20 protein-coding genes are annotated in these 17420 nt (G+C 58.9%); 5 read left to right on the forward strand and 15 right to left on the reverse strand.

Translation table 11 applies throughout. The annotated features are described in order from the left end of the window. Nucleotides 1-5: 5 nt before the first annotated feature. Entirely contained in the window at nt 6-1022 is a 1017-nt protein-coding gene (locus tag VGL70_10090) for an ABC transporter substrate-binding protein (protein HEY3303867.1), read from the reverse strand. Nucleotides 1023-1181: 159 nt separating this feature from the next. Between VGL70_10090 and VGL70_10095 the strand changes: the two genes are divergently transcribed. Continuing rightward, nucleotides 1182-2123: an amidohydrolase family protein gene (locus tag VGL70_10095; protein HEY3303868.1), complete on the forward strand. Its 942-nt coding sequence runs from the start codon at nt 1182-1184 to the stop codon at nt 2121-2123. Nucleotides 2124-2130: 7 nt separating this feature from the next. On the opposite strand, the gene VGL70_10100 is transcribed toward VGL70_10095, so the two are convergent. Continuing rightward, nucleotides 2131-2703: an amidohydrolase family protein gene (locus VGL70_10100; protein ID HEY3303869.1), complete on the reverse strand. Its 573-nt coding sequence runs from the start codon at nt 2701-2703 to the stop codon at nt 2131-2133. Nucleotides 2704-2730: 27 nt separating this feature from the next. Continuing rightward, the gene (locus tag VGL70_10105) at nt 2731-3723 is read right to left on the reverse strand and encodes an amidohydrolase family protein (protein ID HEY3303870.1); all 993 of its coding nucleotides are present in this window, start codon (nt 3721-3723) and stop codon (nt 2731-2733) included. A 98-nt stretch (nt 3724-3821) separates the two neighbouring features. Between VGL70_10105 and VGL70_10110 the strand changes: the two genes are divergently transcribed. After that, nucleotides 3822-4685: an aldolase/citrate lyase family protein gene (locus VGL70_10110; protein ID HEY3303871.1), complete on the forward strand. Its 864-nt coding sequence runs from the start codon at nt 3822-3824 to the stop codon at nt 4683-4685. Nucleotides 4686-4994: 309 nt separating this feature from the next. On the opposite strand, the gene VGL70_10115 is transcribed toward VGL70_10110, so the two are convergent. From VGL70_10115 to VGL70_10140, 6 genes are all read right to left on the reverse strand, one after another. Further along, entirely contained in the window at nt 4995-5519 is a 525-nt protein-coding gene (locus VGL70_10115) for an aromatic-ring-hydroxylating dioxygenase subunit beta (protein ID HEY3303872.1), read from the reverse strand. Nucleotides 5520-5625: 106 nt separating this feature from the next. Beyond that, the gene (locus tag VGL70_10120; GenBank protein HEY3303873.1) at nt 5626-6918 is read right to left on the reverse strand and encodes an aromatic ring-hydroxylating dioxygenase subunit alpha; all 1293 of its coding nucleotides are present in this window, start codon (nt 6916-6918) and stop codon (nt 5626-5628) included. 28 nt (nt 6919-6946) lie between these two features. After that, nucleotides 6947-7498 carry a VOC family protein gene (locus VGL70_10125; GenBank protein ID HEY3303874.1) on the reverse strand — a complete coding sequence of 184 codons (552 nt, stop codon included), beginning with the start codon at nt 7496-7498 and terminating at the stop codon, nt 6947-6949. 110 nt (nt 7499-7608) lie between these two features. Continuing rightward, nucleotides 7609-8055 (reverse strand): hypothetical protein, encoded by a 447-nt coding sequence (locus tag VGL70_10130; protein HEY3303875.1) that lies wholly within the window; start codon nt 8053-8055, stop codon nt 7609-7611. A gap of 72 nt (nt 8056-8127) precedes the next feature. Beyond that, nucleotides 8128-8475, reverse strand: a complete 348-nt coding sequence (locus VGL70_10135; protein ID HEY3303876.1) for a hypothetical protein — start codon at nt 8473-8475, stop codon at nt 8128-8130. A 39-nt stretch (nt 8476-8514) separates the two neighbouring features. Then, a complete protein-coding gene (locus VGL70_10140; protein HEY3303877.1) occupies nt 8515-8790 on the reverse strand; it encodes a hypothetical protein in 276 nt (91 codons plus the stop codon). 202 nt (nt 8791-8992) lie between these two features. Here VGL70_10140 and VGL70_10145 point away from each other — a divergent pair, with 202 nt between their 5' ends. After that, on the forward strand, nt 8993-10651 hold the full coding sequence (locus tag VGL70_10145) for a DUF748 domain-containing protein (protein HEY3303878.1): 1659 nt from the start codon (nt 8993-8995) through the stop codon (nt 10649-10651). Nucleotides 10652-10679: 28 nt separating this feature from the next. On the opposite strand, the gene VGL70_10150 is transcribed toward VGL70_10145, so the two are convergent. The 4 genes from VGL70_10150 to VGL70_10165 are packed head-to-tail and all read right to left on the reverse strand — an operon-like array spanning nt 10680 to nt 13766. Next, the gene (locus VGL70_10150; GenBank protein ID HEY3303879.1) at nt 10680-12104 is read right to left on the reverse strand and encodes a serine hydrolase; all 1425 of its coding nucleotides are present in this window, start codon (nt 12102-12104) and stop codon (nt 10680-10682) included. A gap of 36 nt (nt 12105-12140) precedes the next feature. Next, nucleotides 12141-12632, reverse strand: coding sequence for a Spy/CpxP family protein refolding chaperone (locus tag VGL70_10155; GenBank protein HEY3303880.1), 492 nt, complete (start codon nt 12630-12632; stop codon nt 12141-12143). 55 nt (nt 12633-12687) lie between these two features. After that, nucleotides 12688-13224: a hypothetical protein gene (locus VGL70_10160; GenBank protein HEY3303881.1), complete on the reverse strand. Its 537-nt coding sequence runs from the start codon at nt 13222-13224 to the stop codon at nt 12688-12690. Continuing rightward, nucleotides 13221-13766 carry an RNA polymerase sigma factor gene (locus tag VGL70_10165; protein HEY3303882.1) on the reverse strand — a complete coding sequence of 182 codons (546 nt, stop codon included), beginning with the start codon at nt 13764-13766 and terminating at the stop codon, nt 13221-13223. Before VGL70_10165 ends, VGL70_10160 begins: the two co-directional genes overlap by 4 nt. 238 nt (nt 13767-14004) lie before the next feature. Here VGL70_10165 and VGL70_10170 point away from each other — a divergent pair, with 238 nt between their 5' ends. Next, nucleotides 14005-15066 carry a tripartite tricarboxylate transporter substrate-binding protein gene (locus VGL70_10170; GenBank protein ID HEY3303883.1) on the forward strand — a complete coding sequence of 354 codons (1062 nt, stop codon included), beginning with the start codon at nt 14005-14007 and terminating at the stop codon, nt 15064-15066. A gap of 149 nt (nt 15067-15215) precedes the next feature. On the opposite strand, the gene VGL70_10175 is transcribed toward VGL70_10170, so the two are convergent. Next, nucleotides 15216-16274 carry an ABC transporter substrate-binding protein gene (locus tag VGL70_10175; protein ID HEY3303884.1) on the reverse strand — a complete coding sequence of 353 codons (1059 nt, stop codon included), beginning with the start codon at nt 16272-16274 and terminating at the stop codon, nt 15216-15218. A gap of 97 nt (nt 16275-16371) precedes the next feature. Next, complete coding sequence (locus VGL70_10180; GenBank protein HEY3303885.1) at nt 16372-16866, reverse strand: hypothetical protein; 495 nt, start codon at nt 16864-16866, stop codon at nt 16372-16374. A 208-nt stretch (nt 16867-17074) separates the two neighbouring features. Here VGL70_10180 and VGL70_10185 point away from each other — a divergent pair. Continuing rightward, the coding region (locus VGL70_10185) for a response regulator (protein ID HEY3303886.1) at nt 17075-17420 on the forward strand (346 nt) is incomplete at its 3' end.

The following is a 17420-nucleotide window of genomic DNA, read 5'->3' on the forward strand; positions in this document are numbered from 1 at the left end:
ATCTTTTATTTTTTATCTCCCCAGAGCTTGGCGAAAACCCCGCCATTTTCCAGCTCGATCAGATACCTGCGGTCGACCAGGTCCTGCGGCTTGATGGTTTTCGCCCGCTGATCGGACGGAGCGATCTCGTCCAAGGATGCCTGGATCGCGGCCTCCTGGATTTCCAGGCGGCGCTCGAGCGCCGGGATTTCCGACTGGTAAGCCGAGTCGAGAACCTTCGTGTCGGTGACCCGCATGTATTTGCCGAGCACTTTGTAGACGAAAGCTTTATCCGTGTGTAAAATTTTCGCCGACTCCGCCATCACGCGCATAAACCGTCCGACGGCCGCGCCGCGCCTGGCAATCGACGAGCGCAGCGTCGCCAAGGTCGTCGCCGCGTAAGGAATGCGCAGCTCGGGACCGTTGACGATCATGCGAAATCCCTGAGATGCCGCGCCCGCGTCGCCCGGCGCCACCAGCGCCGCCGCATCGACCCGGCCGCCGACGAGAGCCGCGAGCGATTCCGGTCCGCCGCCCGTCGGTACGGCCTGAATATCTTTCGCGGCATCCATGCCGAATCTTCTCAGCGCCTGGATGACGAAATAATGGGTGTTGCTGCCGAAGCGCCCGACCCCGACCCTTCTCCCCTTGAGGTCTTCCGTCCGTTTGAACTCCGGTTTCCCCATAATGTTGTGGGTCAGAATGTTCTTGACGCCGCCGATGAATACGAGATCGATGCTGCCCTGCACGTACGCCCGGACGTTGCCGATCGCGCCGGTCACCGCGATCTCCGCGTCGCCGCCCAGCATCGCGGCGGTGACGACCGGCGACGATGCGATGAAAACCAGGCGAAACTCCAGGTCGTGTTTTTTGAACAGCCCCGCTTCCTGGGCGATCCACGGCATCGATTGCGAAAGGACCTGCGCCGAGTGAACGCCCACCAGCTTGTCGGCGGCGAAAACGATGCCAGTGGTATTAACGGCCAGGCCGGCTAAGACGAGTATCGCGGCCGAACACATTGCTTTTGGAAATTGATCGAACATCGTTGGCCTCCTGTCTCACCCTAATCCGCGCCCCGCACCGTTTCAACAATCTCTGGCGCATCCGCCGGCGTCGAGGCGTCGCGCCACACCGCTTCTCCTATTGTACTCCCGAGCGATTCTGGTTTATAGCTTCGTCTTGTGCCATAGAGGGACGGCCGTATGATCATCGACACCCACTTTCACGCCTTCCCTGGGAAATACCTCGAACGGGTGCCGGAGCAATCGAGCAACGACCCGCGCGGCGCGGGCTTTCACGCTTTCGACCAGCGGGAGTATTTGGAGGTCATAGATAAGCACGGCATCGATATCGGCGTGCTCTCCAACACCGGCGGGAGGATCGAGCAAGGCGGCGACCGCGCCCGCGCGCTGGAGCTATGTAAAATTCTCAACGACTCGTTCGCCGACGCCCACGCCAAGCACCCGCGCCGCTTCAAAGCATTCGCCCGGCTGCCGATGCTCGACATGGAAGACGCCTTGCGCGAGCTCGACAGGTGCTATGGAGATTTGGGCATGCACGGAGTGATGCTGCCGACCAACCTGGCGGGAAAATATCTCGACGAGCCGGAGTTCAAGCCGTTCTGGGACGCGGTCCACGAGGGCGGCAAGCCGCTGTTCCTCCATCCCGCCAACGCGCCGTGTCAGGCGAACTGGAATAGGTTTTCCCTGCACCAAAAAATTCTCTGGCCGACCGATACGACGCTGGCCGTCGCGCGCATCGTCTATAGCGGCATCTTCGACCGGTACCCGAATCTGAAGCTGATCGCGGCCCATCTGGGAGGAATGATTCTGCTTTATCTCGACCGGCTCAACTGGCGCGAGGGGAAAGTCGAGTGCAAACTGGAGCCGGAGGAATACTTCAAAAAGATTTATTACGACACCGCCGGACCTACCCGCGCTTCTTTCATCAAGCTCGCTTGCGATACGGTCGGCGCGGACCAGGTCTTGTTCGGCTCCGACTATCCGCACGGCCGCGGCGGCAGGGACGACCAGTTCATTCCCATGACGCTGAAGTCGATGGACGACCTGGACATCGCGAAAGAAGACAAAGAGAAAATTTACTACCGGAACGCAAAAGGATTGTTCGGATTCGACGAAGGATAATCGGCCGTCATGCTTCGACATGCTCAGCATGAACGGAGACCCAACCGTTGTCCCGTTCGCCCTGACCTCTCGACAGCTCTTCGGCCTTGGCCCAGAACGGGTCGAAGTCTTTGCTATTGTAGTAGCGATGGTTCACGTTGGTGGCGATGAAGGCGCCGGAAAACTTGAGCTCCACGATGGCATGCTCGAGAACCTTCGCCGCGCACGCCGGCTCCTGCATCGGCACGGCGGCCATGGCCGTAAAACGCTGCGGATGTTTTTTGACCAGCTCTTTGACGCTCTGATTGTAAAGGCGGCACCAGCTTTCTCCCTGCTCGCCCTTGAGAGAATATCCGACGCTGCTCGTATTGGGGTCGAGCGCCGCCATCGCGACTTTCCCTTTATTCATCACCTCAAGGCGTCGCTCGACGTCCATCAAGGGCGGCTGGAGGATGTGAGGCGGTTTACCGGCGAAAGAAAAACCGACCTTGCCGTCTTTTGCCTCGACGAGCTCGACGCCGAAAGTTTTTCCATGGCGCCTGGTTTCGTCCAAAACATATTGGGGAACGTAGTGGTGATGGATATCGATCGCGCGTAGCATGCGAGTCAGTGCTGAGTGCTGAGTTTTTTATTTGCCGATTCGGGAAAAGAGTTTTTTTGCGTTTAATTCCGTGATCTGCCTCCGATCGTCCGCCGACAGCCAGTCGATCGATTGGAAGATCGGCACGATGTCCTCGAAGTTGCGCCCGGTCTTGGGATCGATGGCGTTGACCGCCCCGAACATCTCGGTCGCGAAGAGAATGCGGTCGGCGCCGATCCGCTTGATCAAAAGCTCCATCGACTCCTTGTCGTATATCGCCATGTCCCAGTAGACTCTGCGCGCCGCCTCCTCGAAAGGCTCCAAGCCCTCGCGCACGTGTAGCCCGCGCTGGCGGTTCCACTGGTACGGGATCGCGCCGCCGCCGTGCGGGATGATGACTTTCAGCTTGGGAAAATCCTTGAACACCTTCGATTTCAAAATCTCGACCGCCGCGGCGTTGTGCCATCCGATGTAATACGAGTTGGTGAGGTGCAAGCCGGGATTGAGCGAAGCGCTGGCGTGGATCGTGCACGGGATATCCAACTCGACGAGCTTCTCCCACAGCGGATACCACCACTCGCTCGCGACCGACGGCGTCAGCGGCTCTTTGCCGCCGGCGGGATCGGGATTCACATTGCAGCCGACGAAGCCCAGCTCTTTCACGCAGCGGTCCAGCTCGTCGATCCACTCCTTCGGGCCGACGCCCGGCGATTGCGGCAGTTGGCAGACCGGCGAGACTTTGTCGGGCCAGCGCTTGGCGACGCGCGCGATCAAGTCGTTGCACGCCTCTGTCCAATAGCGGCTCACGAGCGGCGAACCGAAATGATGGCCCATCGCTCCGGCCTGCGGCGAAAAGAGCAGCCGGTCGATGCCGGTCTCTTTCATGCGCGTGAACTGTCCTTCCATCGAGCGCGCGAGCGTTTCGTCGCTGATTGTGAGCTTTGCCCGCACGGGATTGCCCTGCTCGATAATCTGCCGCGCACGATAGGCCAATAACTCAAGCGGGGCTGATGTGTAATGAGTGTGGGCATCGATGATCATCGTCGATCCTCCTTGTAATGGGTGCGCCATCAATTGCCAGTCCCAATTCCCTTTGCTATACCAATCATCTACAAATGACCAGTTAAGAAGGAGCGAACATGGCAGACATACCTCGATTAAACGGCGTAATCAAAGCCCTTGAAGAAGGAAAGACCGCGTTCGTCGCATTCACTCCCGTGGATATCGAAAGCGCGATCGCGCTGGCCGGCTCTTTGCTCGACGGCGTCGCTTTCGAGATGGAGCACTCGCCGCTCGACTTTCCCGGCTTGAGAAACGCGCTTCAGTTCATGCTCGACCGCAACGAGATTCTCCAGACGAAAACGCCCGCGCCGAAAGTCACGCCGATGGTGCGCATCCCGCCCAACGGCGGCGAGATGAACCAGTGGATCGCCAAGCAGGTGCTCGACATCGGCGTATTCGGAATTATTTTTCCCCACGTGAGCACGGTGGAAGAGGCCTGGAACGCGGTCGGTGCCTGTCGCTATCCCCGCCTCGCCGACGCGCCGCTCGCGAAGCCGCCGGGAATTCGCGGCGACGCGCCGATGCGCGCGGCGCGCTACTGGGGACTGACGCAGCAGGAATACTACAAGCGCGCCGACGTCTGGCCGCTCGCGCCGCAGGGAGAAATTTTGGTGGTGATTCAGTGCGAAGATACGCGCGCGATCGACAATCTGCCGAAAATTTTAAAAGAAGTTCCCGGCATCGGCGTCGTCCTCATCGGCGAGGGAGATTTGAGCCAGGAGCTGGGCCATCCGAGAGATTACGATCATCCGGTCGTCGCCGACGCGATCAACGGCATCTTAAGGATCTGCAAAGAGCACAAGGTCGTCTGCGGCCATCCGCACCCCGACGGAAAAAACATCGAGCGGCTGGTCGCCGACGGCTACCGGTTCATGATGCCGTCGGCGCCGCGCTCGTTCTCCGTTCTCGAACAGGGCCGCAAGCTCACGGGCAGAACGTAATCTATTGAGACCGCCAGGCCGGAGGTCTCTCTCCGGGCCGATGCGATACGTCCGGTGTTACGCGGCACGAGACTTCTAAGAAAAAATTTTGATGTACGCTTTGGCGCTCCTCGTCCCACGCATCGGCCCTCCGAGAGACCCCCGGCCTGGCTGACGGCAGTTGGGCATTATGGACGTCTAGTGTTCTGGAACCGAAGTACATCAAATAATTTGGCGACCACCATTACCGTCATGCCCGCGAAAGCGGGCATTCAGAATCCCCTCTTTGTCTTCCCCTTGGCAAGGGGGAGATTTAGTGGGGGTTCCGAGTTACAAGAAGATGCTGATGTTTTTTGCAGCCAACACCGCCTGATCCAGGATGACGGTCCGGCGGGCGATCTTCATTGCGCCGTTCACGCGCCGGAGAATATCTTTCCGCGTGCCGACGAAAATGTCCTCGTCCTTCTCCATTCGCGTCCGATAAACAATAAAGTTGGAATGAGCCTCGATCTCTCGCCCGTCGTCTTTCTTCACCCGAACGTTCGAGATGAGACGGCGCGTTCGCGAGGGAGGCACCTCGGCCCACGCCTGCTTCGAATAGACCCGCTCGACTCGGATTTTCAAGGTCTGTTTCGTGTCGTTGAAATAGTAGCTCTCGCCCGGCTTGGACAACTCTTCGGTCAGATCGTCCGGCCGCTCCAGTGGGTTGTGTCGAGTCGGCGCCCAGTAACGCGAGTCGTCGGTAAATAGATCGAGCCACTCCCGCAGCCGCCGCTCGTCCAAAAGCTCGGCTTCCAGATACAAAAAATCTTCGATCTCCTGACGCAGTCCGCTGTCCATCTCGCTTCGCTTCAAGCTACCGAATCGTGCTTCGACGGGCTCAGCACGAACGGAAGATCCTTGACGATTTCAAAACTATCCCGTTCGCCCTGAGCTTGTCGAAGGGTGAACGGAGGGTTTTTCAGCAACTACTATGGGACGCGCTCTTGATCTCGCTCCAGTTTTTTGCTTCGAGCATTTTCGCCCAGTGGAGATAAAGGCTCAACTGGTTGGAGTCGCTCCACCTGCTCGCGAGACGCCCGCGGAGACCGATTTCCGACGCCGGCTCGTTCAAGCTCATTTGATAGTTAGCGGGGTAGCGCCTGCCGATCACGCTCCGCGCGGCGCCGGTGACCTGGATCCAATTGTCCATGTCGTCCTGCTCGAAGACGCCCGTGGGACTGAAGCGGTACTGCGAGACGAAACGCATGACCTCTTTGATGTCCGGCGGCGCCGTTTTGTCGACGATCGCCCAGCTCCAGATCTCCATTTTGTCCGGCCCGCGCGGATGCCAGACGCGAATCGTGCGCGTGAGCCAGTGGACGGACAGGTTCGGAAAAATCGTTCCCGCGGACGGCGAAACTTTCCGCGCGCGCACTTCGCCCAACCGCTTCTCGATCTCCGCGGCGTGTTTCTTCATATAATCGGCCAGCTCGATGACCGGCTGCGCGAACCACGGACCGGCGTCGTCCGACGGCGTCACCCACGCGACCAGAATATGGCCGTTGCCGCAGGAGATCTGGTGGCCTTTGGCAGAAATCCTGGTCTCGCTCGTCGTCGTATCGATGCCGAGGTCGCGCGCCGAGCCGTGCGTGCTGGCGATGTGATAGCCGTCGCCGCCGAAATTTTCCGCCGCCGTCTTCCAATTGGCATCGACGATCCAGCGGTGCGGCCCGCTCACTTCGGTGCCGCCCTCACGCCGGTCGAGGAGAATATCCAGATACCAGGCCATGTCGCCCAGATATTCGAGCAGCGCCGGCGCCTCGGGGTCGAACGTCGCGAAGATCAATCCTTTATAGCTGTCGATTTGGGCGACGGGGATCAATCCCCATTTGTCGCGGTCCAAGTCACGGAAGGCTTCGGCCCGCGGGACAATAGCCAGTTTCCCGTCGGCACTGTAGGTCCATCCATGATAAGAGCACGTCAAAAGCCTGGTGTTGCCCCGGTCGGCACGGCACACGCGGTTGCCGCGATGGCGGCACATGTTCAAGAAGGCGCGCGCCTTGCCGTTCAAATCGCGCCACAAGATCACCGGCTCTTCGCCCATGTAGGCGGCGGCGAAATCGCCCGGATTGGGGATCTCGCTCTCGTGGCCGAGGTAGAGCCAACAGCGCGCGAAGAGCCGCTCGCGCTCCAGCTCGTAAATCTCGCGGTCGGAAAAAATGCGGCGATCGACGAGTCCGCCTTCCGGATCGACAAGAGATTTGATCTCCATCAAAAGGACTCCTTCGCTCGATACGCGCTTACCGCGCCGCGGTATCCTGGCCGGATACCGGATTGGCGACCGCCTCTTCGAGACCTTTGATGCCTTTCCATTCGCTCGACGGCCGCGCGCGGCCGTCGCTGCCGATCTGGTCAAGTCCCCAATAAATTTCTATGGAATGACCGTCGGGATCTAAAAACTCAACCGATATCTGGCAGCCGGCCCGGCGCCGCCCTTCGAACGTAATCGGAACATTTTTTTCGCGCAACCGGTCGCGCACGCGGAAGACTTCCTCGACCGTTGCGACCTCGAAGGCGATATGATGCAACTCGCGCTGCTTCGAGTCGCCGTGACCGCCGCCGACCAGCGCGATCGTGTGATGGTCCGTGCCGCAGCGGAGAAAGGCGAACCCGCCCGGCTGCATGTCTTCGGGATAAACGTCCGAGACTTTGAACCCCAAAATCTGCGTGTAGAAATTCATCGAGCGCTCGAGATCGCTCGCCATCACAACCACGTGGCCGAGCCGCCGGATCTTGAACGGCATCCCCTGCGGCGGAGTCATCTTTCTTAATCTCTCGACATCCAAAGCCATGACCTTCTCCTTCTTTCCGGCAATTAGATCGGCAGAGCAAATAATATTCCATCGCCTAGCCTCAGGGAAGAGCCGGGGTAAAAACAAAAAGCCGGAGGCGGGAAAACGCTCTATGCCCGTTCAGTTTTTTTGGCGCTGTCTTCCAAGATGAGCTTGCCGGTAATTTCAAGCGGCTGGCTTTTCGACTCGCTGCCGCCGCCACCGAGCCCGGAGACCTGCAGCACTTTGCTGACGAGATCCGACCCCCCGATGAGAACGATGCCCGTTAAGAACGCGTCGAGAAACCAGTGGGCATCGTAATTGAGATTTTTTAACAATCTGACGTTGCGAAACGCAAAGAGGGCTATCAGGCTTAATGCTCCTGCCACGACGTAGTACGCCATGGTTTGTTTTTTTTCGGCCCTGGCACGCCGCGCCGGGTCTTCAACCGCGAGGGGATCCGGAAGCCATGGGGTCCAAGGCCCCTCATACATAGAGCACACGAAAAGCAAAGCTCTGGTCACACGGTCGATCGCAAAGGAAATAAACAGAATCATCGCGCTGACATTGCCTATCATGGTTTCCCTCCTGCCGACTTGGAGTCAGTAAAACTTTTTACTGAGAGCAGACATGGACGTAACGGACCAAATTTAGCCGGGTCGGTCCTCGCAATTCAGCCCTGAGCTTGCCGCACAAGGTATGAGTCCTCCGCCCGACTCACGCGCGATTTTAAGCAGTTCGCCGGGCGGCTGATACTTCACCGTGCCGATGTAAAGCCGGACGCGACGGTCGCTTAGGATTTTCCCTAACTGCTCATAGCCCTCGGCGTCGCTTTGCCAATAGTGGCTGCCGGTGACCTCGAAATCGGAGAAAGCATAAATCGTATCCGCCTCCTGGTGCGCTTGCAGGGCGCGTTCGACTTCAAACAACAAACTGTCGGGGTGCTTCGCTTTGCTGACACCAAAGCCCGCCAATCCGCGCCCCTCAAGGATTGCCATGCCGGAGGCCTTCAAGCGCGCGATTTGGTCTTGAAGCGTCTACCGCCTTGCCGGGTCGGACATCGATCCGCTGGTATCGGGGATAAGAATGACATGCATTCCTATCAGGAGCCGGCCTTCGACGACGGCGGCCCGGCTTCCGGAAAGAAGTCCGGCGACGCCGAATTGAAGCGCCGGGATGCCGTAGACAACAGCTACGGCTGCGACGAGCCACGCCCCAATCGTCGGAACAAAATTTGACGGATGGGAAGCCCGGTGCCGCTTTCTCCATCTCTCGCGCGTGACTCCATCGACACGAAATATGAGCTCCGTCACGTCTATCCCTCCGGTAAGCAGAATGTGGACCAAGACTAGTCCGTGAAACGCCCTCAAAATAGGTCAGCCCTGGAATAGAGGTCAAGTAAAATAAACAGCCCCCCTCTTCCGCCCCGAGTCCCGTAGGCATTTACACGACCTGGGATAAATCCGGCATAGGAACGAGACTTTTCCTGAGCTACACAACTACATGAGACGTCGAATGCCGAACTGGCTCGGCGGAATTATGCGGCGACGACTGGCCCTTTGGATCGCCGGAACATTCGCGTTTTTTCTGATCCTCATCTTCGTCCTCGCCTACCTCATCGATGAACCGTTGCGACGGAGGATGGAGCGCGACATTAACGCCAGCCTCAAGGGATATACAGTTCGCATCGGCAAGCTCGATTTCCATCCGATCGGCCTCTCGCTCGACCTGGAAGAATCGTGGATTTATCAGACCGCTCATCCCGATCCGCCGATCGCTTATATCCCCAACCTCACTGCGAGCGTTGACTGGAGAGCGCTCCTTCGCGGCCGGCTGACGGCCGATTTCGAGATCGACCGTCCCAAAGTCCACTTCGATCTCCGGCAGTTCGTGCAGGAAGCCAAAGATCCGACCCCAGTCAAGGAGAAGGGCTGGCAGGAAGCCCTTTACGCCATTTATCCGCTGAAGATCAACCGCTTCGCCATTCAAAACGGCGATCTCACTTACGTCGATAAAGGCCCATTCAAACCGCTCCACGTCACCCGGTTGAACTTTGTCGCCGAGAATATTCGCAACGTGAAGTCCGAGACAGGCGTATTCCCGTCGCCGGTTTTCTTGGAAGGCGTCGTCTTCGACAAAGGCAAAGCGAAATTAGAAGGCCATGCGGACTTTCTCGCGGCGCCCCATATGGCCGTCAAAGGAGATATTGAACTCGACCAGATCACTTTGGATTATTTCAAGCCGATCGCGGAACGATACAAGTTCTCCGTGCGCAAGGGGACGCTTTCGACGCGGGGCTCGATCGAATACGCCGCCGACGTTCAGAAGTTTCTGATCGGCAACGTTACGGTCAACGGCCTCGACGCCGACTACCTCCACCAGGAGACTGGAACGGGGCCGACGGAAAAAGTCACGAAGGAGGCCGGAAAAGTCGCCCGGCAAACCGCCAACGAGCCGACTCTCGAAGTGAAAGTCGACCGGCTCGTTCTCGACGGCCGCGTCGGTTACATCAACCAGGCGGCGAAGCCGCCCTATAACGTTTTTCTCGAAGGCGCGAAAGTCGAAGTCCAGAACGTGAGCAACCATCTCAAGGACGGAGTCGCGCGCGCGAACGTAACGGGAAAATTCCTCGGCAGCGGCGACGCGCGCGCCCAGGCCGCGTTCCGACCCGAGACCAAGGGACCGGACTTCGATTTGACCCTCGCCATCGAAAACACCGACATGACCAAGATGAACGATCTCTTGCGCGCTTACGGCAACTTCGACGTGGTCCAGGGAATATTTTCCATGTACGCGGAAATTACAGTGCGACAGGGAAAGATCGAGGGGTACGTGAAGCCTCTCTTCAGCGACATGAAGGTTTACGACCGGCGTCAGGACAAAGAGAAAGGCCTCTTTCGAAAAATGTATGAAGGATTGGTCGGCGGAATTTCCGGCTTGCTGGAAAACCGCCCGCGCGAAGAGGTGGCGACGAAGATTCCGCTTACCGGCGACGTGGAAGCGCCTCAGACCAGCACGTGGGAGACCGTGGTCCGATTAGTTCAAAATGCTTTCTTCAAAGCGATCCTGCCGGGATTCGAAAAAGAAGTTTCGGGCGGCGGCGGACGGCCGAGCCCAAAGCCTGCGACGAAAATGCCTGACGTAGCGAAGAAACCCGAACCGGCGCCGGGTTAAAAGACGCGGCGCATTGATATCCGCCGACTTATGGCTTGCTCGACGAAGGCGCCTGAGCGACTTGCCCGACGATCTCGCGAATCAGCTTGTAAACTTTGCGCTCACCATTCTTCTCAACGACGATGCGGACCGACGATCCGCGCGCGCCGCGGATCATCGCGATCACTTTGCGCGGATCTTTTTCCTTGAAGTCGATGAGCTTGCCTTTGTCGTCCTCGATGCCGACGAGGCGATCGCCGACGGCTATTCCACCGCTTTTGGCCGCCGGGCCGCCGCGAAACAATTCTTTGACGGTCGGGTAGCCGGCATCCTCCGCCCGCCATCCCAAACCGACGCCGATCCCCGAGATGGCCGGCGAGAGCAGCGCCAGGATCTGCTTGCCCAGCTTGTCGGTTTCGTCGCTCGCCGTGTTGGCTAGAACTACAACTCCGATCTTGAGCTTGGGATCGAAGGCGGCGACACTCCGGAACCCGCCGCTCGCCCCGGTGAGCCAAAGGGTATCTTCCGAATCGATGTCGGCGAAGACCCAGGCCATCGCGAGGCGGGGCATATAAGCTTTCTCGAATCTCTGGACATGGGACGCCCGGAGCGCGTTTTCGAGCGGCGCGCCCGCGGGGTCGATGTTGGCGCGAAGGAAACGGAGCAGATCGTTGACCGACGAGCGGTGGCCGCCGGCCCCGGTGAAAGTCGGGATGTCCCACTGCGAAGTCGGCTTTACCCTCGCGTTGTACCCTTGGGCGAAGCGCTTCTGCTGCTCTTCGCTTAGAGTGATCGTCGTCTGCTTGAGACCGAGCGGCTCAGAGATCCGCCGTTTGAGCAGCTCTTCATAATCCAACCCGGCGCGCAACCCAAGGACGTGACCCAGCAGGCCCATGCCGAGATTGCTGTACTCATATTTCTCGCCGGGCGCGCGGGTAAGCGTGTGGCGGGACAAAAAATCGTACATCTGCTCGACAGTATAATCCGCGTGCGGATTCATCTTGCTCTTTGGCTTGAAGTTATCCGGCATCCTGGGGAGTCCCGAAGTGTGGGTGACGAGGTCTAAAAGGGTTATGGCCCGGTCGCCAAACTTCGGAACGGAGACGGCGGCGGGGAGGAGATCCTCTACCCGCTGATCGAGCCGGACGAGCCCGCGCTCCGCCATATCCGCCAGCAGCAAGCCCGTGAAGGCCTGGCCGATGGCGCCGATCTCGAAGATCGTATCGCCGGTAGGTTTGTTTTGGCCGCCCTGCACGAGCCGGCCGTAACTGAAAACGTGAGTCTCGGCGCCGCGGATGACGCCGATCGCAAGGCCCACGACTTTGCCGTCGTCGATTAGAGGTTGCACCAATGCATCGACGCGGCTTTTGAGCTCGTCGTCGCCGGCCGCTCGCGCGGCAGGGATAAGCGACACCGCAAATAAGAGCGTGAGCCACCCGAACAAGCAGCGCCGAATGAGACCGACACTTTTCATCGTCGTTCGCGTCCTGGTTCTTTATTCAACGTCCGATTACTGGCTCTCGTTGTACAGCTCGCGAACTTCGCCTTGGATCTCGATCATGTGCTGCCGGATCGTCGCCGCCTTGGCCAACTGCTCCGGCGTCAGCACGTTGCGCACGTCGAGCGCGATCTTGAATCCTTCACGCAAAATCTTCTCGCGCAAGTCGGCAATCTTCGTGATCGCGCGCGCCACGTCCGCCTCCGCTACCCGGTTCGATCCAAAAAGCTTATCCCCCACTTCTTGCCGCACGACCCGCAGCTCGGCCAAGTAGGCCCTTTGAGCTTCTCTAAACGCATTCTTGCTGACTTCTATCTTCGCTGCCTGCTCCGGCGTCAGGTTCAACGAGTTGAGCAATCGCGGCGACATCAGTCCGAATGTCGCTGCAATTCTCGCTTGGGTCATCGCGTCGACTTGCGCATGGAGCGGGGACGACAACGAAACCAATAGGAGCAATCCTCCCAGGACGGTTCCAAAGCCGACCATGATTCTTTTTGTCTTCATCCGACTGCCTCCTTTTTATTACTGAACCTTGTACGCCTTAGAATTTAACGAACCTTTACAATCGACTCAGCTCCACACAAGCGGGAAGCGGCGCGCCAACGTCTCCAGATTCTGCATCAACGGCCTCCGCTTCTCTTGCCGGCACGTCGTACCACTCGCAAGGGCGGTCGACTTCCAACGCTGCGGCTCGCTCGTAAGACTCAGCAAGCACAATCCATAGATCTTCGGCGCCGGCTTGATTCTGCGTGAGCTGCTCCGGCGAAAGTTCTTCCATGACCGTCCAGATTTCCTCGTTAGCGGGCGCCGGCGCGGGCGGACTCCAAATCCGGATTCCTTGCCAGACCACCACGAGAGCCCATGCCGCCATGACGGCCGCGGTCAACCAGCGGACCGTCCAAGGAGAGGAATAGGAACTCACCGTCTGCGGCGGACGCGCTTCCCGGAGCGTTCGAGTGATCGCCTCCAGGTCCGATCCTAATTGCCGGTATCGTTTGGCGCAGGCTGCGCACTCCGTCAGGTGAGCTCGCTCGGCGCTGGTTCCTTCGCCGTCATGGAGCAAAAGCAGCATCTGATCTTTCAAACATCGGTTCATCGGCTGTCTCCTAATACGCGGCGCAGGTGATGCACGGCCCGGAAAAGGTAGCGCTTCACGCTGCCCGTTGTTATCCCCAGCATGTCCGCCACCTGTTCGGTGGACCATTCATCGACGTAGCGCAGCACGAACACCTCGCGCTGGCGCGCCGAGAGTTCCTGAAACGCGCGCCAGATGCGCCCTTGGGTTTCCCGGCCAAGAAGATTTTCTTCGGGAGTCTTGCCGGTGTCCGGATAATTCGCTTCCTCGTACTCGGCACCGCCCCCGCGCCACCACTTCCACCAGCCGGACCTTCGGCGATCGTGACAGGCGTTGACGCTGACGCGCACGAGCCACGGCCGCCATGCCATCAGTTGATTCTGATTCTTGTGCTGAAATCTTTGGTATACCTTCAAGAACACTTCCTGCGCGACCTCTTCGGCGTCGTGGTGATTGGCCAATAAAAGGCGGCACAAGCGCAGGACCGCCGCGTAGTGGGCGGTGTAGAGAGCCTCGTATGAGACCGGACCCTCGTAGGACACTGGTTTTATCGGCTGCGTCATTAAGGCCTGTCTCGCGTTTGCAATCATGAGCCGTTTTCGCCCTTACCTACCCCTTAACAACGAATGGCCCCCATGGATGGTTGACAGGCCCTGATTAAATATCACGGTGACGCCGGGTATAAAGAGGTATTTTTGGACTCGACTACGCGAAAAAATCAGCCCTCGGCCGAAAGCCTCGACGGCCCATTGATCTCTCGATTCCCGCTATGATATTCCGTTGGCTGAAACAGGAGGGACTATGAAAAATCGACAACCGCTGAAGCGAGCCGTTTTCTCCGCGGCGACATTATTCCTGGCGGGCCTCTGGCTCGTTTCGGAAGTTGCCGGCCAGGAGCCGTTCTACAAAGGAAAAACCATCAAGGTCGTCATCGGCACCACTCCGGGGGCGCTTTACGACCAATGGTCGCGCGTGATCGCGGCGCACATTGGAAAGCACATCCCGGGAAATCCGGAGCTCGTGCCGCAAAACATGCCGGGCGGCGGTCACAAGGTCGCGGCCAACTACGTCTACAAGGTCGCGAAACCCGATGGGCTCACGCTGATCGGGTCGATCGTGCCGTCGCTGTATTTCGATCAATTGCTGGGGCGCGAGGAAGTTCAATACGACTGGGCCAAATTTGTCTGGATCGGCTCTCCTGTGAGCGGCGAGAGCCAGATGTACATGCGCGCCGATACCCCCTACAAGACGATGGACGACGTGCGCAAGGCCGCCGAGCCGCCCCGCTGCGGGACTCAATCCACGTCGGAACAATCGTATTTCTTGCCCAAGCTCTTCAATGAAATTCTGGGGACGAAGTTCAAAATGGTCTCAGGCTATCCCGGCGGCCCCGAGATCGACCTTGCCGTCGAGCGCGGCGAGATTCACTGCCGGGCTTTTACCATCGAGGCGTTCTTTGCCCGCGAGCCTTACCTCACGTGGGTGAAGAACAAGTTCGTGCGCAATATCATTCAGACCGGTCGTAAGAAAGACGAGCGCCTGCCGGACACTCCGACCATTCACGAGCTGATGGATCGCTACAAAACGCCGGAGGCGGGACGCCGTCTCGCCGCCGTGATGCTGGCGTCGGGCGGGCTCGGACGGCCGATGCTGGGGAGTCCGGGCATCCCGCCGGATCGAGTCAAGATCCTGCGCGAGGCGTTCGACAAAACGATGAAAGACCCGGAGTTTCTCGCCGAGATCAAAAAGAGGAAATTCGAATTGGAGCCGACGCGCGGCGAAGAGCTGGAGCGGATCGTCAAGGAATCGATGTCGCAGCCGCAAGAGATCATTCAGAGAATGAAAAAGGTTTTGGAGGAATGACGCGCGGGGAGGTTTCTTAAAAAGGCCCCGGTTCGTAGGAGCCGGGGCCTTTTTAATTTTCATTCCAGCCTGGACGACTTGAACAATCGGCAGCGAATCGGGCCTTTGAATCTTAAAACCCGCGGCGGCTTGCCTCTTTCAACCCTAATTCATTTCAGCTTGGTGACCCACTCGCGCCACAATTTCTCGTAGCGCTCGATCCGGTCCATGTACTTGACCGGATCGACGAGGATAAAGTCGAACCCGTCCCTCAGCTCCGGCGGATCGGGAACGATCTCCGGGTGCGTCGCCACGCGGTTCGCCTCGTGCACCACCTTTTCACCGCCGTCCTTGCTGAAGAGAAAGTCGAGAAAGAGCATCGCCGCATGGGGATGAGGCGCGTTCCGCGCGAGCGCGGAGACCTGGGCTTTTCCGACGACGGGCTCGAGATTCACCCAATCGACCGGCGCGCCCTTGCGCTTCTCGCGCGGAAAATGATGATTGTAGGCGTTGGGCGAGAGCGGATCTTCTCCGGCGACAATCAATTGCGCCATGAGCGTATGCCCGGATCGGATGTTGGGTTTCTGCGCGCCCAATTTCTGAAAAAAGGCGCGGCCTTTCTCCTCGCCCCACGATTCCATCAGCGTGAGAAACCATTCGGTCTGCTCGCGCTCGAGCGACATGAAACCGCTCCACTTGGGATTGAGCAGGTCTTCGTAACGCCGGGGCGCCTCGGCGGCTTTAACGAGCCGGGTGTTATAACCGAGGACGATCATCGTGACGCGCCCCGCCGTCCAGAAACCTTGCGGGTGAACAAAACGCCGGTCAAACTTTGCCGTCACCGGCGTGCGATAGGGTTGCAGGGTTTCCTTCCGCCGCAGCAGCTCCATCTGGCCGTCGTCGAAATCGATCACGTCCGCCAGAGTGCGCTTGGCCTGGTATTCGGTCAAGTATCGTTGCAGCGCCCGCTCCGAGCTCAGCCGAATCAACTGGGCTTTCAAAAACGGGTAGCGTTTTTGAAACAGCTCGACGACGCGGCCGGAATCCGCCGCCGACATCGAGGTATACCAAACGACTTCGCCCTCGCGTTTCGCGCCGTCTTCCAGCCTAGTCTGCCGGTCCGCGCCCGACAGCATGGCGACTTCGCCGACGCCGGCGGCCAGCGCAACGCCGCAGTACAAGCCGAGACTTGCGAAAACGAGGAGACACGTCGGGCGCAGAGTTTTCATGGGTCCTCCTCTCGGATGGTCCGCCGGTACGTCGCAAGGAGCGCGAGCGGCGATGATACGAAGTTAGGCGAAGTTCTCATTGACCCGAGCAGTCCGTCTACTCGATCTTGGCTCGGACCGTTTTGCTGCCGCCGTGGTCGCCGATGGTTAGGCTCACGGTTATCGGGTTCGCAATGCCCTTGAGATTCGCGCCTTCAGTCTGGATCTCGAACTCGAAGCCGCCCGCGCGCGCGGGACGAATCGCCGCTTCTAATAATTTCACCCGGTTGATCGTACCTTGGAACTTGAACCCGCCGCTCCCGTCCTTCTTGAAGGAGCCCGCCGGGATGGCGACGGAGTAGGCTCCGGCGCCGCCCTTTAGTTGGAGGGTAACGATATCCTTGGCGAGATCGAGTCCGTTGCTTCCCGCCCCCAGAGTGAAGCTAGCCATGATCTCAATTTCGCCGTCTTCGATATCGATCTCGACCTTGGGGTTGAAGGCGGCAAACGGCTGAGATGCCTCGGCGGCGACGCATTCTTCTCCGCCGAAATAACACAGGATCACCGTCAGAGAAACTAGCGCGCAAAAGCTTCGCGTCGACTTTGCGATCATGTTCGTGTCCTGCTTCCCAGTCCTACCGATGCGCGCACCGCCAGTCAAGCGGAGCGCAGGCAAAACGGCGAAGGGAGCGGTTCCCCGACCAGCCCGCTTTCCCGGCTCAACATTACCGAACCGTAATTTTCCTATCATTTTCCCATGAACCTAGCTTGTTAACCTGGGTTTGATCGCCGTGGGTGTTTTGGATTACGATGCGTGAAGCATGCGCTTGCTTTTAGTTGAAGACGACGCGAAGACCGCGTCGTTTATTTTGAAGGGGCTGAAAGAAAGCGGCTATGCCGTCGACCACGTCGGCGACGGCGAGACGGGGCTGCACATGGCGATCGGCGAGCCCTATGACGCGGCGATCATCGACGTGATGCTGCCGAAGCTCGACGGGCTCGCTCTCATCAGCGAGCTGCGCCGGGAAAAAAACCAGCTCCCCGTGATCATTTTGAGCGCCCGGGGCTCCACCGGCGATCGCGTCAAGGGTCTGGAAACGGGCAGCGACGACTACCTCACGAAGCCCTTTGCCTTCTCCGAGCTTTTGGCCCGCGTGCAGGCATTGC

The sequence above is a fragment of the Candidatus Binatia bacterium genome (genome assembly GCA_036504975.1).
In the GTDB taxonomy this organism is placed as follows: Bacteria; Desulfobacterota; Binatia; order UBA9968; family UBA9968; genus JAJPJQ01.

What these genes read in the sequence shown, in the direction of transcription:
- VGL70_10100 (HEY3303869.1), bottom strand. Translation starts at nt 2,703, where the DNA reads ATGCTACGCGCGATCGATATCCATCACCACTACGTTCCCCAATATGTT.
- VGL70_10095 (HEY3303868.1), top strand. Translation starts at nt 1,182, where the DNA reads ATGATCATCGACACCCACTTTCACGCCTTCCCTGGGAAATACCTCGAA.
- VGL70_10175 (HEY3303884.1), bottom strand. Translation starts at nt 16,274, where the DNA reads ATGAAAACTCTGCGCCCGACGTGTCTCCTCGTTTTCGCAAGTCTCGGC.
- VGL70_10150 (HEY3303879.1), bottom strand. Translation starts at nt 12,104, where the DNA reads ATGAAAAGTGTCGGTCTCATTCGGCGCTGCTTGTTCGGGTGGCTCACG.
- VGL70_10155 (HEY3303880.1), bottom strand. Translation starts at nt 12,632, where the DNA reads ATGAAGACAAAAAGAATCATGGTCGGCTTTGGAACCGTCCTGGGAGGA.
- VGL70_10145 (HEY3303878.1), top strand. Translation starts at nt 8,993, where the DNA reads ATGCCGAACTGGCTCGGCGGAATTATGCGGCGACGACTGGCCCTTTGG.
- VGL70_10110 (HEY3303871.1), top strand. Translation starts at nt 3,822, where the DNA reads ATGGCAGACATACCTCGATTAAACGGCGTAATCAAAGCCCTTGAAGAA.
- VGL70_10160 (HEY3303881.1), bottom strand. Translation starts at nt 13,224, where the DNA reads ATGAACCGATGTTTGAAAGATCAGATGCTGCTTTTGCTCCATGACGGC.
- VGL70_10125 (HEY3303874.1), bottom strand. Translation starts at nt 7,498, where the DNA reads ATGGCTTTGGATGTCGAGAGATTAAGAAAGATGACTCCGCCGCAGGGG.
- VGL70_10105 (HEY3303870.1), bottom strand. Translation starts at nt 3,723, where the DNA reads ATGATCATCGATGCCCACACTCATTACACATCAGCCCCGCTTGAGTTA.
- VGL70_10090 (HEY3303867.1), bottom strand. Translation starts at nt 1,022, where the DNA reads ATGTTCGATCAATTTCCAAAAGCAATGTGTTCGGCCGCGATACTCGTC.
- VGL70_10120 (HEY3303873.1), bottom strand. Translation starts at nt 6,918, where the DNA reads ATGGAGATCAAATCTCTTGTCGATCCGGAAGGCGGACTCGTCGATCGC.
- VGL70_10165 (HEY3303882.1), bottom strand. Translation starts at nt 13,766, where the DNA reads ATGACGCAGCCGATAAAACCAGTGTCCTACGAGGGTCCGGTCTCATAC.
- VGL70_10130 (HEY3303875.1), bottom strand. Translation starts at nt 8,055, where the DNA reads ATGATAGGCAATGTCAGCGCGATGATTCTGTTTATTTCCTTTGCGATC.
- VGL70_10135 (HEY3303876.1), bottom strand. Translation starts at nt 8,475, where the DNA reads ATGGCAATCCTTGAGGGGCGCGGATTGGCGGGCTTTGGTGTCAGCAAA.
- VGL70_10180 (HEY3303885.1), bottom strand. Translation starts at nt 16,866, where the DNA reads ATGATCGCAAAGTCGACGCGAAGCTTTTGCGCGCTAGTTTCTCTGACG.
- VGL70_10170 (HEY3303883.1), top strand. Translation starts at nt 14,005, where the DNA reads ATGAAAAATCGACAACCGCTGAAGCGAGCCGTTTTCTCCGCGGCGACA.